Origin of the sequence: Devosia marina (genome assembly GCF_009758415.1) — a bacterium.
Classification (GTDB): Bacteria; Pseudomonadota; Alphaproteobacteria; order Rhizobiales; family Devosiaceae; genus Devosia; species Devosia marina.
Genome location: NZ_WQRF01000001.1, coordinates 1,371,534 through 1,385,808, shown reverse-complemented (window position 1 = coordinate 1,385,808; position 14,275 = coordinate 1,371,534). Strand labels below are relative to the sequence as shown.

The 14,275-nt window shown below is 62.1% G+C and carries 12 protein-coding genes; 9 read left to right on the top strand and 3 right to left on the bottom strand.

What is annotated here, in order from left to right:
- Nucleotides 1–73: 73 nt before the first annotated feature.
- The 6 genes from lpxC (at nucleotide 74) to GO014_RS06685 (ending at nucleotide 7,930) form a co-directional block, all read left to right on the top strand.
- On the top strand, nucleotides 74–1,030 hold the full coding sequence (lpxC, locus tag GO014_RS06710) for a UDP-3-O-acyl-N-acetylglucosamine deacetylase (RefSeq protein ID WP_116588285.1): 957 nt from the start codon (nucleotides 74–76) through the stop codon (nucleotides 1,028–1,030).
- Between the two features lie 95 nt (nucleotides 1,031–1,125).
- The gene (locus GO014_RS06705) at nucleotides 1,126–1,971 is read left to right on the top strand and encodes an outer membrane protein assembly factor BamD (protein WP_116588286.1); all 846 of its coding nucleotides are present in this window, start codon (nucleotides 1,126–1,128) and stop codon (nucleotides 1,969–1,971) included.
- A gap of 168 nt (nucleotides 1,972–2,139) precedes the next feature.
- Nucleotides 2,140–3,810, top strand: a complete 1,671-nt coding sequence (recN, locus tag GO014_RS06700) for a DNA repair protein RecN (protein ID WP_157289580.1) — start codon at nucleotides 2,140–2,142, stop codon at nucleotides 3,808–3,810.
- A 156-nt stretch (nucleotides 3,811–3,966) separates the two neighbouring features.
- Nucleotides 3,967–6,141: an NAD-dependent DNA ligase LigA gene (gene ligA, locus GO014_RS06695; RefSeq protein ID WP_157289579.1), complete on the top strand. Its 2,175-nt coding sequence runs from the start codon at nucleotides 3,967–3,969 to the stop codon at nucleotides 6,139–6,141.
- Nucleotides 6,142–6,160: 19 nt separating this feature from the next.
- Nucleotides 6,161–7,414 (top strand): hypothetical protein, encoded by a 1,254-nt coding sequence (locus GO014_RS06690; protein WP_157289578.1) that lies wholly within the window; start codon nucleotides 6,161–6,163, stop codon nucleotides 7,412–7,414.
- Between the two features lie 51 nt (nucleotides 7,415–7,465).
- Nucleotides 7,466–7,930, top strand: coding sequence for a YqhG/Tai3 family protein (locus GO014_RS06685; RefSeq protein ID WP_157289577.1), 465 nt, complete (start codon nucleotides 7,466–7,468; stop codon nucleotides 7,928–7,930).
- 40 nt (nucleotides 7,931–7,970) lie between these two features.
- Here GO014_RS06685 and GO014_RS06680 read toward each other — a convergent pair whose 3' ends face one another.
- Nucleotides 7,971–9,794 (bottom strand): aminopeptidase P family protein, encoded by a 1,824-nt coding sequence (locus GO014_RS06680; protein ID WP_157289576.1) that lies wholly within the window; start codon nucleotides 9,792–9,794, stop codon nucleotides 7,971–7,973.
- 122 nt (nucleotides 9,795–9,916) lie between these two features.
- Here GO014_RS06680 and GO014_RS19370 point away from each other — a divergent pair, with 122 nt between their 5' ends.
- Nucleotides 9,917–10,048, top strand: coding sequence for a hypothetical protein (locus GO014_RS19370; protein WP_281351140.1), 132 nt, complete (start codon nucleotides 9,917–9,919; stop codon nucleotides 10,046–10,048).
- Between the two features lie 119 nt (nucleotides 10,049–10,167).
- Complete coding sequence (locus GO014_RS19365; RefSeq protein WP_281261866.1) at nucleotides 10,168–10,299, top strand: hypothetical protein; 132 nt, start codon at nucleotides 10,168–10,170, stop codon at nucleotides 10,297–10,299.
- Nucleotides 10,300–10,418: 119 nt separating this feature from the next.
- On the opposite strand, the gene GO014_RS06675 is transcribed toward GO014_RS19365, so the two are convergent.
- Complete coding sequence (locus GO014_RS06675) at nucleotides 10,419–11,288, bottom strand: 50S ribosomal protein L11 methyltransferase (RefSeq protein ID WP_157289575.1); 870 nt, start codon at nucleotides 11,286–11,288, stop codon at nucleotides 10,419–10,421.
- A gap of 83 nt (nucleotides 11,289–11,371) precedes the next feature.
- Here GO014_RS06675 and GO014_RS06670 point away from each other — a divergent pair, with 83 nt between their 5' ends.
- Entirely contained in the window at nucleotides 11,372–11,701 is a 330-nt protein-coding gene (locus tag GO014_RS06670) for a putative quinol monooxygenase (RefSeq protein WP_343030803.1), read from the top strand.
- A gap of 137 nt (nucleotides 11,702–11,838) precedes the next feature.
- On the opposite strand, the gene GO014_RS06665 is transcribed toward GO014_RS06670, so the two are convergent.
- Nucleotides 11,839–14,157, bottom strand: coding sequence for an ATP-dependent helicase (locus GO014_RS06665; protein ID WP_246204391.1), 2,319 nt, complete (start codon nucleotides 14,155–14,157; stop codon nucleotides 11,839–11,841).
- Nucleotides 14,158–14,275 lie beyond the last annotated feature (118 nt).

Genomic DNA, 14,275 nt, shown 5'->3' with positions numbered 1-14,275 from the left:
GGCTTCCGCACCGAGTTTTTTTTGGCTAACAGTCTCAATTGAGCGTGAACGTCCGGGCGGAGCATATCCAGGCATGAACAAACTTTCCCAGCGCCAGCGCACGCTTGCCGGCGAAATCAGCTTTGCCGGTTATGGCGTGCACAGTGCGCAGCCGGTCACGCTGACCATGGCGCCAGGGGCTCCCGACAGCGGCTACATGATCCGTCGTGATCTCGGCGACGGCCAGTTCACCAAGCCGGTGCCGGTGCATCATTCGCGCGTGACCCGGACCACTTTGTGCACCACTCTGGATTTGGGCGACAGTGTCAGCGTGGCGACGGTGGAACACGTAGTGTCCGCGCTTTCAGGCATGGGTGTCGATAATGCGGTGATCACGCTGGATGCACCGGAATGCCCGATCATGGACGGGTCGGCCCATCCATTTGCCGAAGCCATTCTGGCCGTTGGCCTTGAGATTCAGCCGGCGCAGAGGAAATTTCTCAAGATCGTGCGCGCGGTGACCGTGCGCAATAATGACGCCTTTGCGGCGCTCGAGCCCTATAATGGGCGCGCGCTGGACCTGGAGATCGATTTTGACTCCAAGGTGATCGGGCGCCAGCGGATGATCTTCGACTGGACGCCGCGCCGCTATTTCGAGGATGTGGCACAGGCGCGCACATTCGGGTTTGTGCGTGACGCCAAGATCCTGCGTCAGGCCGGCTATGCGCTCGGTTCGAGCCTGGATAATTCGATTACCGTGCATGAGGATCGCATCCTAAATCCGGGCGGGCTGCGGTTCGAAGACGAGTTTGTGCGCCACAAGCTGCTCGATGCGATTGGCGATCTGTCGCTTGGCGGCCTGGCGATCTGGGGCAAGTTCCGCTCCTACAAGGGTGGGCATGCCCTTAACGCGCATGTGCTGGCCTCGCTCTTTTCCAGCGACGCCAATTATGAAATAGTCAATGCTGAAGACCTGCCGCTGGAATTCGAAAGTTTCGAAGATCAGCCCGAGGGTCTGGAAGTCCATCATTACTTGCGGTCCGTGCGCTGAGGGGCCTTGGGGTCCAGCAGCCGCGCCACAGTTTTGATCCATTTGCCGACTAGGCCCGCAGTCCTGCTGCGGAATGATTTTGAACGGGGCCGTTCGTGAAGCTTGACGTTTTGAGCCAGTTTTCCAGCCGGGCTATCCGGTTCGCTGCCATGGGCCTTATGGCCGTGGTCCTGACCGCATGCTCGGGCATGAACCTGTTCGGTCCGCCCAAGATCAAGGAAGAGCCGATTGTTCCGGCCCAGACGCTCTACCAGGGTGCGCTGGACGACATGGATCGGCAATACTACCAGACCGCAATCACCAAGCTCGAAAAGCTGGAGCGTCAGCATCCGCGCGATCCGCTGACCGAAAAAGGCAAGCTGATGCAGGTCTATGCGAATTATCGCATTGGCCGTTTTGACGAGGCGATTCTAGCCTCAGACCGTTATCTGGCGCTCTATCCGTCCAGCTCGGAAGTGCCCTATGTGCTCTGGCTCAAGGGCACGGCCTATTTCGCACAGATCAAGGACATCACCCGCGACCAGCAATTGTCGCGCGATGCGATCGACACCTACAATCTGTTGATCAACAATTACCCCAGGTCCGAGCACGCCGTGGATGCGCGCGACAAGCTGCTGGTGGCCTATGACCAGCTTGCCGGCAAGGAAATGTCGGTGGGCCGCTATTATCAGGGCAATGGTCAATATGCCGCTGCCATCAACCGCTTCCGTGAAGTGGTGGAACGCTGGCAGACCTCGACCCATATCGAGGAAGCGCTTTATCGCCTGACCGAGACCTATCTGCTGCTCGGGCTGACCACCGAAGCCAAGTCCGCTGCGGCGGTCCTGGGCCATAATTATCCGGCCAGCGACTGGTACAAGCGGGCGTTCGAACTCTTGGGCAAGCAAGGCCTTGCGCCCGAGCTCAATTCGGGTAGCTGGCTGGCTGGCGTGCGGGCCTAAACCAGCTCGAAAATCAATGTTGCTATTTTGTTCCGGGGCGCTATCATGTGTCCCGGTTTCGCTTTTTGCTGCGTCTTAACTGTGGATGCGCGCCGGGAAAGGTGCAGGGTCACACGACGGAAGTGATAAAAGCGGAGCTTTGGTGGTGCAGCCACGGGAAGTTCGCGCATGCTCAACGCGCTGTCAGTCCGCAATATCGTTTTGATCGATCAACTCGATCTGGCCCTGGATGCCGGCATGACCGTGCTGACAGGCGAAACTGGCGCCGGCAAGTCGATCCTGCTTGATGCGCTGACCCTTGCCCTGGGGGGGCGGGGCGATGCCTCTCTGGTCCGGCAGGGGCAGGAAAGCGGGCAGGTGGTGGCCGTCGTCGAGCTGGCGGCCGATCATCCGGCGCGGGCCCTGTTGCGCGACAATGCCATTCCCGATGATGAAGATGTGATTCTGCGGCGCGTACAGTTCGCCGATGGGCGAACGCGCGCCTTCATCAATGACCAACCTGTATCGGCCTCGCTGTTGCAGAAGGTTGGCAGCCAGGTCGTCGAGATCCATGGACAGCATGATGACAGGGCCCTGGTGGATGTGGCCACGCACCGGGCCGCGCTCGATGCCTTTGGCGAATTGAGTGCGGAGGCCGATGCGGTGCGCGATTGCTGGGCGGCGCTGATCGAGGCGCAGCAGGCCGTGACTGAACAGCGGGCGCTTGTGGCAGAGGCGCTGGCCGCCGAGGACTATGCCCGGCACACCGTGGAAGAATTGAGCAAGCTCAATCCCGTCGCTGGTGAGGAAGAGGAGCTGGCTGAACGCCGGCAGCAATTGCAGCAGGCCGAAAAGGCGGCCTCAGATGTGGTCGAGATCGACGAAATTCTCAACGGCCCGAATGCGCCCACGCCAACGCTGGCGTCGCTGATGCGGCGGCTGATGCGCAAGATCGATGGCGGCGCAGAGTTGTTCCAGCCCATCGTGGATGCGCTCGACGCATCGTTGACAACACTGGATCGCACCGGTGACGCGCTGGAAGAGCTCAAGCGCGAAATGGCGTTCGATCCGGCCGAGCTGGAAGATGTCGAGGAGCGTCTGTTCGCCCTGCGGGCGGCGGCGCGCAAGCACCAGACCGATTGCGATGGGCTGGCCGACGTGCTGGCCAAATATGCCGGCGATCTGGAGACGCTGCAGAGCGGCGAGACCAGGCTCAAGGCGCTGGAGGCAGAAGAGGCGACGGCTCGGGCGCGCTATCGTGAAGCGGCAGATATTCTGAGTGTTGGGCGCAAGAAGGCGGCCGATGCGCTCAGCAAGGCCGTGGAAGCGGAATTGCCAGATCTGAAACTGGGCGCGGCGCGGTTCATCGTCGATCACCAGGCCGATGGCGAGCGGGTGTCGGCGGCCGGCTATGACCAGATCGCGTTTCATGTGCAGACCAACCCAGGCACCGCGCCCGGTCCACTGCTCAAGGTGGCCTCGGGTGGTGAGTTGAGCCGGTTCCTCCTGGCGCTCAAGGTGGTGCTGGCCGATCGCGGCTCGGCGCCGGTGCTGATCTTCGACGAGATCGACACCGGTGTCGGTGGGGCGGTTGCCGACGCAATCGGGCGGCGGCTGTCGCGACTGGCCCAGACGGTGCAGGTGCTTACGGTGACCCATGCGCCGCAGGTGGCAGCCGGGGCCAACCGGCACCTGTTGATCGAAAAGCAGATGGTGGAAGAGGGAGCCTTTGTGCGTACCCATGTCCGTCCACTCGACAAGGCCGCGCGACAGGAAGAGGTGGCGCGCATGCTGGCGGGTGCGGAAATCACCAAGGAAGCGCGCGCTGCTGCCAAGAAATTGCTGGCGGCGGTGGGATAAAGACCTTGTTCGGGTACGCCCTCCCACTCTCCCCCTGATAAGGGAGGGCGCACCGTGGAGCCCAGCCGTATTGGTGTTCCCCGATCTGTTCCTTCCCCTATCAGGGGGAGGCGAGGTGGGGGTATTCTGTCCGCAAGAATCTTGTCCGAGTATTCCATGTCTGACCTGCCTCTCAAAGACGTCTCCGATCTCTCCGAGGATGAAGCCCGCGCCGAGCTGGAGCGGCTGGCTGGTGCCATTGCAGCGGCCGATCTGGCTTATCACCAGCAGGACCAGCCGGAGATTTCGGACGCCGAATATGACGCGCTGAAGCGCCGCAATGACGCGATCGAACAGGCGTTCCCGGCGCTGGTCCGGACGGACAGTCCGTCGGAGCGGGTTGGCGCGGCCCCGGCGGAAGGCTTTGCCAAGGTGCGTCACGGCGTGCCCATGCTCAGCCTGGCCAATGCGTTTGCCGACGAAGACATCACCGAATTTGTGGCACGGGCCAAGAAGTTCTTCATGGCCGATATCCTGCGCGATCCCGATTTTGTGCTGGAGTTTACCGCCGAACCAAAGATCGACGGGCTGTCGGCCTCACTGCGCTACGAGAACGGCGTCTTCGTGCGCGGGGCCACGCGCGGTGATGGCACCGAGGGCGAGGATATCACCGAGAATTTGAAGACCATCGGGGATATACCGCACCGGCTCGAAGGATCGGGCTGGCCGGCGGTGATCGAAATCCGCGGCGAGGTCTATATGACCCATGCCGAGTTCCAGCGCCTGAAAGCGCATTCGGCCAAGTTCGGCGGACAGGATTATGTCAATCCGCGCAATACGGCGGCCGGATCGTTGCGCCAGAAGGACCCCAAAATCACGGCCAGCCGCAATCTCAATTTCTTCGCCTATGCCTGGGGCATTGCGGAGGACGAACAAGGCAATGCAACCCCGCCGGCGGCGACCCAGACCGAGGTGGTACAAAAGTTCAAGGAATGGGGCTTTGCCACCAATCCGCTGATGCTGCGCACCCAGAGTGCCGAGGCGCTTATTGGGCATTACTGCAAGATAGAGGAGCAACGCGCGACGCTGGGCTACGATATCGATGGGGTGGTCTACAAGCTCGACCGGCTCGATTTGCAGCAGCGCTGGGGCTTCGTCGCGCGGGCGCCGCGCTGGGCGATTGCCCACAAGTTTCCGGCCGAACAGGCGACGACCATTCTGACCGGCATCGACATCCAGGTTGGGCGCACCGGGGCGTTGACGCCCGTTGCGCGGTTGCAGCCGGTGACGGTGGGGGGCGTCGTGGTAGAGAATGCCACGCTGCATAATGAAGACTATATCAAGGGCATCGGCAATAATGGCGAGCCGATCCGCAATGGCGTCGATCTGCGGGTGGGCGACACGGTGATCGTGCAGCGGGCTGGGGACGTCATTCCGCAGATCGTCGATGTGCTGCTCGACAAGCGCCCCGCGGACGCAACGCCGTTTGAATTTCCGCATATCTGCCCGGCCTGCGGCTCAGAGGCGGTGCGGGAGCTCAATGAAAAGACCGGCAAGCTGGACTCGGTGCGGCGCTGCACGGGTGAATTGATCTGTCCCGCGCAGGCCGTCGAGAACCTCAAGCATTTCGTTTCGCGCAATGCGCTCGATATCGATGGGCTGGGCGACAAGCAGGTGGCGCAGTTCTATGCCGAGGGGCGCATCGCCCGGCCGGCTGACATCTTTACGCTCAAGGCGCGGGATGAACGTTCCGTCAAGAAGCTCAAGGATGCGGACGGGTTCGGGCCGGTTTCCGTAAGAAAGCTGTTTGATGCGATCGATGCGCGGCGAGAACCGGAGCTGGACCGGTTCATCTTTGCGCTGGGCATTCGCCATGTCGGGGAGACGACGGCGGCATTGCTGGCCAAGGAGTTCGGGACGGTGGAGCGGTTCCGGGAAACGGCAATCGCGGCGGCGCAGCATGAGGATGGACACTCTGTGTTTCCGCAGATTGGCGGGATTGGTGAAACCGTGCGCTCATCGGTGATGGCGTTCTTCGCCAATGAACGGAATGTGCAGGCGCTGGACGATCTGCTGGCCGAGGTGCGGCCGCAGCCCTATGTGGTCACGATTTCGGCGGATAGTGTGGTGGCGGGCAAGACGGTGGTGTTCACCGGTTCGCTGGAAAAGATGACCCGGACTGAGGCCAAGGCCATGGCCGAGCGGTTGGGTGCCAAGGTGGCCGGTTCGGTGTCTGGTGCGACCGATATTCTGGTTGCCGGACCTGGCGCCGGATCGAAGCTGAAAAAGGCCGAGGAGCTGGGCGTCGAGGTCATCAGCGAGGACGAATGGTTCGAGCGGGTTGCGCAGTGAGCTGAAAGAGGAGGGCGCGATGCGCAGACTCATTGGTTTGGCGCTGGGCGCCATGATGCTGCCGGGCATCGCGATTGCCAGTGAGGCGGGCGATCAGCTGGCCGAACTGCTCTATGCCGGAGAGGCGGCAGGCCAGCGTGCCATTTATGAAGAGCAGTGTGCCGTGCCTCACGCCGATGCCTGCTTTGGGCTGGGGCTGATCGACCTGATCGGAGCCATTGAGGGGCTGTCGCAGGGTTTTTATCGTCATGGGGCGGTGACGCCGCGACTGCCGGCCGCTGCGATGATGCTGGGGCTTGATGCGAATGTACCTTCGGCGCCGGCCAATCCTGATCCGGAAGCGCTGGACTATGCGGGGTTGCGCGGCATTCTGGGCGAATTCGTCGTTGGGCTGGACCGGGCGCGGGCCAGCTTTGAGGCCGCGGGTGCTGAGGGTGATTATGTCATCACTATCGATCCGCTGCGTGTGCGTCTCGATATTAACGGCGACGGCGCGGTGGGTGAGCAGGAAACGCTGGCGACCCTGCTGGGTGGCGAATTGGCGCTGCCGCAGGGCAAGAGCAAGGGGGACAAGACGGTGGTGCCCGATCTCAGCATCGGGTTCGACCGGGCCGATGCGATCTGGCTGGCGGGCTATAGCCAGATCGGCGCGCTCCCCTTCGACATGCTGCTGGCCCATGATTTTTCGCGTCTGTTCGAGGCGGTGGGGCACAGGCTGTTTCCCGAGGCCGGCCTGCCGATGCAGGATTATTCACGCGGCGGCACGCTGTTGATGGATCCGGAGACCGATACATTTCTGGCCGATCTGATTGCGGGGCTGCACACCAGCAATTTTCCGATTGTCGACAGGGAGCGCTTTGCCGGTGTGCAGGCTCGGATGCAGGCGGTGACGGCCCTGTCGCGCCAGAACTGGGCCGCCATATTGCTCGAGACGGACGATCATCGCGAACTGGTGCCATCGCCGCGCCAGACCTCGTTGGTACCTGGCCAGCCGGTAACCCAGGAAATTGTCGAAGCGTGGATGGCGACGCTGGACCGGCTCGATGAGATTTTGGCGGGCGAACTCCTGCTGCCGCATTGGCGGTTCCGCCAGGGCTTTGACCTCAACGCCTATTTCGAGACCGCGAGCGAAACCGATATCGTGATGCTGCTGGCCGGGCAGGGCGCCTTGCCGTTTCTCAAGGAAGGGCCGGTTGCCGATGCCAACAGCTTTGCGGAAGGCATTCGGGTATTTGGCGACAATTGGCCCAATTTCGCGATCTGGTTCAATTGACCACATAGTTTGGTCCGGCGAGATTGGTACACCCACATCAAGGAACCTCCCATGCGTCTGCCTTTTGCTGTCGCTGCTGCCTTCCTGACCCTGACCTCGCTGGTCGCGGCCCAACCATTCGACACGCCGGAGGCGCTGTTGGAGGCCTTTTATGCGCCCTATATCGGCGGTGAGCCTTTCCCCGACGAGACAGTTTTCCGATCCGCTGCGCTCAACGCCATGTATGTGGCGGATGCTGAAAACACCCCGGAAGGGGAAATGGGGGCGCTTGATTTTGACCCCTTTATCGATGGGCAGGATTTCGACCTTGCCGATTTTTCTGTCGGTTCGCCTGATATTTCAGGCGACACCGCTCTGGTCGAGGTAAGCTTCTCCAATTTCGGGGAACCACGCCTGATTGCCTATGAACTGACGTTCGAGGACGGTGGATGGCGGATCAACGCTCTTGAGGCGGTAGATCCGCAGCATTCCTATCGGCTGAGTGAGATATTCGAGAGCGCCAAAGAATACTGGTAGAAGCGGCGGCGCCTGTTTCGCAACTGACGCCGCCTGACCTTCAGATTTCCGTCGTGGCTTGTTTCAGCCAATCTTTTACCGCGCCGCTGACGAGGGGGCCAATCTCGGTCCAGACGCGGGCGTGATAGGCATTGAGCCAGTCGCGCTCGGCTGGGGTCAGCAGGGCGGGATCGATAAGGCGGGTATCGATGGGCGCCAGGGTCAGCGTCTCGAATTCGAGATAGCCGGGAAAATCGGCCGCGTCGCGCACCGTGATGAGGTTTTCGATGCGGATGCCATATTCACCGGCCTTGTAGTAGCCGGGCTCGTTGGAGAGGACATTGCCGGCCTCGAGCGGGGTGGTGTAGCGCGAAGAGATGCCGATCGGGCCTTCATGGACGCCCAGGAAGGCGCCGACGCCGTGGCCGGTGCCGTGATTGTAGGTGACGCCATCCTGCCAGAGGAATTGGCGGGCCAGAACGTCGATCTGGGCGCCTGTCGTGCCGGCTGGAAAACGGGCCGTCGAAATAGCGATCATGCCCTTGAGGACGCGGGTGAAGCGGTCTTTCTGTTCGGCGGTGGCCGGTCCGGTTGAGAGCGTGCGGGTGATGTCGGTGGTGCCGGCGAGGTATTGGGCGCCAGAATCCACCAGCATGATCTCGCCGGGGTTGAGCTTGCGGTCCGTCTTGGTGGTGACGCGGTAGTGCACGATGGCGCCGTTGGGACCGGCGCCGGAAATGGTGTCGAAGCTGGCGTCGATGCAGCTTTCTTCTTCCCGCCGGAAGCTTTCGAGCGCCGTGACAATGCCGGTTTCGGTCAACTCGCCTTTGGGTGCTTCGGTGTCGAACCAGCTCAGGAATTTGGCCAGGGCGACGCCATCGAGCTTGTGGGCCTCGCGCATGCCGGCCAGCTCAACTTCGTTTTTGCGCGATTTGGGGGCCAGCACCGGGTCGCGTTTTTCGATCAGTTTTGCGCCCCCCGCGCGCAGGGTTTCGGCGATGGCGGCGGGTGCGGTCTGCGGATCGATGAGGACGGGGTTGCCCGCCTTGCCCAGGGTGTCGAGCGCCTCGGAGAGGGTCGTGGCCTCGGCGACGTCCGCGATGCCTTCCAGCGATGCGGTCAGCTCCGGCGTGATCTTGGCCGCATCGAGAAAGAGCGTGGGCAGGCCGGTGGCCGGAACGATGGCGAAGCCGAGCACGAAGGGCGTGTTGGGCACATCGCGCCCCCGCATGTTGAACAGCCAGCAAATGGATTCGGGCAAGGTCAGCACAACGGCCCCGGCGTGATCAGCGGCGAGGGATTCGCGCAGGGCGGCGATCTTGTCCGTGGCCGATTGGCCGGCGCGGTTGTGGCCGAGAAAATCGATGGCGCTGACTGGCGGGGCGGGGCGGTCTGCCCAGATGGTGTCGACCAGATTGGCGTGCGGCATGGCCTCGGCGCGGCCGGCGAGCTTTTCGTTGAGGTCGCGGATTTCGCCTGGTGTGTGCAGCCAGGGATCATAGGCGAGCTTGCCGCCCTTGGGCACATAGAGGCTGATATCGGGACTGATGCCGCCTTGACTGACCTCGTGCACACTGACCAGAGCAGTGTCGGTCTGGGTTGGGGCCTGCAGGGTGTAGCGGCTGTCCACGAACAGGCCTGCCTTGTGGGCGCCGACCACGGCCATGCCGGCCGAACCGGTGAAGCCTGTCATGTAGGCCAGGCGCGCCTCGCTGGCCGGAACCGACTCGCCGCGATGGGCGTCGGCACGCGGTATGAGGAAGGCATCGATGCCCGCTTTTTGCATGGCTGCCCTCAAAGCAGCGATGCGTGGCGCGACATTTGACGGGTCTGCCTTTTCCTCAAAGCTCTGGAAAACTGCCGGTTTGAACTGCGTGTTGGTCATTGCGCATCCTGGCCGGCCGGAGGGCATGCGATGCATTTCCGGCATGGCTGTCTTGTTATCTTGTCTCTGGTTTCGCGCCGGGCGAAGCCTATGTTGTGGGCAAGAGAACAGGAGCACATGAAATGAGCAAGCAGAACAATCTCTTCCAACGCGCGTTCAACGCCATTGTGGATGGCCGCACTCGTCAGGCCGAGCGTTTTGTCGCCCGCTTTGAGCGTGATCACGATCTGGGCCGCAAGGTAAACGGCCGTTAAGTTTGCCCTGCAAATTCGGTATGGCTGGCTTGCCGGCAGAGCCCTTCCCGGGGCGGTGCGAACAGCCTAGATAGGCGATGTCGGATGGCAATAGACCTTCCGCCGCATGGAGATGAAAGATGACTGAAAGCAAGACTGGTTTCCGCAACGCATTGGGTGGTCTTATCGACGCTCGTGGTCGCGAAGCCACCCGTCAGGTCAGCTTCCGCATGCAGCATCAGTTGATCGGCGCCGTTACCAAGCGCCCCTGAGGCTGCTGTTCACGACAAGCTGACGATCAATGCCGATCCCCGAAGCCCGCTTCGGGGATTTTGCTTTTTGGGGGCACACCCGGTGGTGCCTCCATTCTTCTCCCCGTCGGGGAGAAGGCTCAGTTCTTCTCCAGTACCAGCGTGGTCCATTCCTTGCGCTTGAGGTGATCCTTGAGCGCGAAGCCTGCTGTCTGGTAGGCGGCGATGACGCCATCGGCCTGGGTATTGAGAATGCCCGATAGAATGGCCGTGCCGCCGCGCTGGGTGATGCTGCCGACGCCGGGGGCAAGCTCGGTCAACGGACCGGCCAGAATATTGGCAACCACCAGATCATAGGGGGCGCGGGCGGTGATCTCGCCGTGATCAAGCCCGGTGGCCTCGATGGCGTCGATCTGCTCGCCAACACCGTTTTCGACCGCGTTGTCGATGGTGGTGGTCACCGCGATAGGGTCGATGTCGGTGGCCAGGATGACCGCCTCGAGCCGCTTGGCCAGGGCAATGGCGAGAACGCCGGTGCCGGTGCCGATATCGATCATGCGAGTGGGCGTGCGCTCGGTCAGCAGGGTCTCGATGGCCTCAAGGCACCCGGTGGTGGTTTCGTGATGACCGGTGCCGAACGCCTGGGCGGCTTCGATTTTCATCGGCGTCAGGCCTTCGGGCACGGGCGCGGTTTCGTGGCTGCCATAGACATAGAAGCCGCCGGCAATGACCGGCGCCAGACCTTCAAGCGATTTGGCGACCCAGTTGATTTCCGGATCAATCGGCGCGACCGAGAAGGCGACATCGCCGCCCAGAACCCGGCGGGCCAGTTCGGAAAAGGCGGCGACGTCCGGCGGGCTGTCGCAGGTGGCTTCGAACACCCATTCGCCGGTTTCTTCGTTTTCGTGCGCCGATGCGGTCAGGGCCAGATCGTCGCGCTCGGAGACGGCGTCGACCAGGGCATAGGCCTGCTCCTTGGTCAGGGAGACGGAAAGCTGGTCGACGGACATGGAAAGGCCTTGCGCTGATAGGGTGGCTTTCCTTGCGTCAGGGGCAGGGGCGAAGTCAAGGACGGGGCTTGACGCACGGGTTCATGTTGTTCATCATTTGTTCTGTTTTGAGGGACGGCAAAATGTATGGATTGATCGGGCGCATGCTGGCCGTAGATGGGCGGCGAGAGGAGTTGTTGACGACCTTGCTGGAGGGGAGCGCTCCCATGCCCGGCTGCCGGTCTTATGTGATTGCGCGCGACCCGGGCAGCGACAATGGCATCTGGATCTCGGAGGTGTGGGACAGCCGGGAGCAGCACAAGGCGTCGCTGCACCTTGCCCATGTGCAGGCAACCATTGCCAAGGCCAGGCCGATGATTGCTGGATTTGCAGAGCGATTTGAAACCGAACCGAAGGGCGGGATCGGAATCTAGGCGCTTCAGAGCAGATCAGAGTCACGCGCCGTTTGCAGGGAGGCAGCCGCGATAGGGGGCGTTGCCCCCGAGATACTCGCGATTTATCTTCCCCTCCGGCAAGCGTGGATGAGGGCCAGGTTTCAATCCCAGGTCCGCTATCCCTTCTTCACAAAACTCTCCAACACCTTCTTGGTGCCGGCTTTTTCGAAGTCGATGGTGAGCTTGTTGCCCTCGATCTGGATGACTTCGCCATAGCCGAATTTGAGGTGGAAGACGCGTTCGCCCAAGGCGTAGCCGCTGGACTGGTTGCCGAGGTCGCCCTCGATGGTGAGCGGGCCTGAACCCTTGCGGTTGGCCTGGTTGGCGCGGGCGCGCTGCCAGCCGGGGGTTTCATAGACGCTTTCGAAGGGGTCGGCCTTGTTGAAGCGGCTCGATGCGCCGCCCCCATAACCATAGCCGCCATAGGCCGAGCCGCGATCGGTGACTTCCACCACATCGGGCGGCAATTCATCGATGAAGCGGGAGGGGATGGCGGATTGCCAGAGGCCGTGGATACGCCGGTTCTGCGCGGCGGAAATGCGCACGCGCTTGCGGCCGCGAGTGATGCCGACATAGCCGAGGCGGCGCTCTTCTTCGAGACCGGCGCGGCCTGACTCGTCCATGGAGCGCTGGCTGGGGAAGGTGCCGTCTTCCCACCCAGGCAGGAAGACGGTGTCGAATTCGAGGCCCTTGGCCGAGTGCAGCGTCATGATGGTCACCGCGTCGCTGGAATCGGCGCTGTCGCGGTCCATGACAAGGGAAATGTGTTCGAGGAAGCCGCCGAGGGACTCGAATTCCTCCATGGAGCGGCTGAGCTCCTTTAGGTTTTCCTTGCGGCCCTGGCTCTCGACCGACTTGTCGGCGGTCAGCATGTCCATATAGCCGCTTTCCTCCAGAATATGCTCGACGAGCTGATAGGGCGGCAGGCTGTCGGCGCGCCAGGCCCAGTCGTCGAACTGGGCGACAAGGGCGCGCAACGTGGTGCGCTGCTTGGGTTTGAGATCCTCGGTTTCGACCATCAGCCGGACCGCCTGCAAGAGCGGGATACGCTGGTGGCGGGCAGTTTCCATCAGCATCTTGACGGTGGCATCGCCGAGTCCGCGCTTGGGCACATTGATGATGCGTTCGAAGGCGAGATCGTCGGAGGGCTGAGCAACGAGCCGAAGATAGGCCAGGGCGTCGCGGATTTCCTTGCGCTCGTAGAAGCGCGGGCCGCCGACGACGCGATAGTTCAGGCCCAGGGTGATGAAGCGTTCTTCGAATTCGCGCATCTGGTAGGAGGCGCGGACCAGAATGGCCATGGAATTGAGGGCGTCGCCCTGGCGCTGATATTGCTCGATTTCCTCGCCGATCGTGCGGGCTTCTTCTTCGCTGTCGTAAACCTGGGTGAAGGAGATCGCCTCGCCGCCCTCGGCGATATCGGTGAACAACGTCTTGCCCAGACGGCCTTCGTTATAGGCGATCAGGGTCGAGGCGGCTTTCAGGATGTTGGCGGTGGAGCGGTAATTGCGCTCGAGCTTGATGACCTTGGCGCCGGGAAAATCGGTCTCGAAGCGCAGGATGTTGTCCACCTCGGCGCCACGCCAGCCATAGATGGACTGGTCGTCGTCGCCCACGACGCAGATATTGGCTTCTGGCGCCGGCTTGCCCTGGGCCAGCAGCCGCAGCCAGAGATATTGGGCGGTGTTGCTGTCCTGATATTCGTCGACGAGCATATATTTGAAGCGGCGATGATACTCGGCAAGGACTTCGGGGTTTTCGCGGAACAGGCGAATGCATTCGAGCAGCAGATCGCCGAAATCGGCGGCGTTGAGAGTCTTCAGGCGCGCTTGATAGTCGTAATAGAGCTTGCCGCCCTTGCCATTGGCGAAAAATCCGCTATCGGCCGCCGGCACATCCTTGGGCAGGAGGCCGCGGTTTTTCCAGGCATCGAGCATTCCGGCGAACTGGCGGGCGGGCCAGCGCTTCTCGTCTATGTCTTCCGCGGCCAGCAATTGCTTGATCAGGCGGATCTGATCGTCGGTGTCGAGAATGGTGAAAGTCGGCTTCAAGTCGACCAGTTCGGCGTGGCGACGGAGAATGCGCGCCGAAATCGAGTGGAAGGTGCCGAGCCAAGGCATGCCTTCGACGGAATCGCCGGCAAGGCTGGCGATGCGATCCTTCATTTCGCGGGCAGCCTTGTTGGTGAAGGTCACCGAGAGGATTTCGGACGGCCAGGCGAGGCGCTGGCTCAGTATATGGGCAATACGCGTCGTCAGCACCCGGGTCTTTCCGGTGCCTGCGCCAGCCAACACCAGCAGCGGGCCTTCGGTCGAGACCACGGCATCGCGCTGCTCGGGGTTCAAGCCGGCCAGATAGTCCGGGGCTTGCTGGCTGCGCAGCTGGCTGGTGATCGGGCCGCCCTGGGGGCGGGGCAGGGGTGCGGTGTCGGCCATGCGTACTCTGTTCCAAGGTCCGCGCGATCCAGGGCAGGTGCGCGGCCGAGCCTTGACGAATCTCATTTTGTTCTACTGGCCAATATAGGGGTGGCGGCCGGTCCTGTATAGAAGTCCG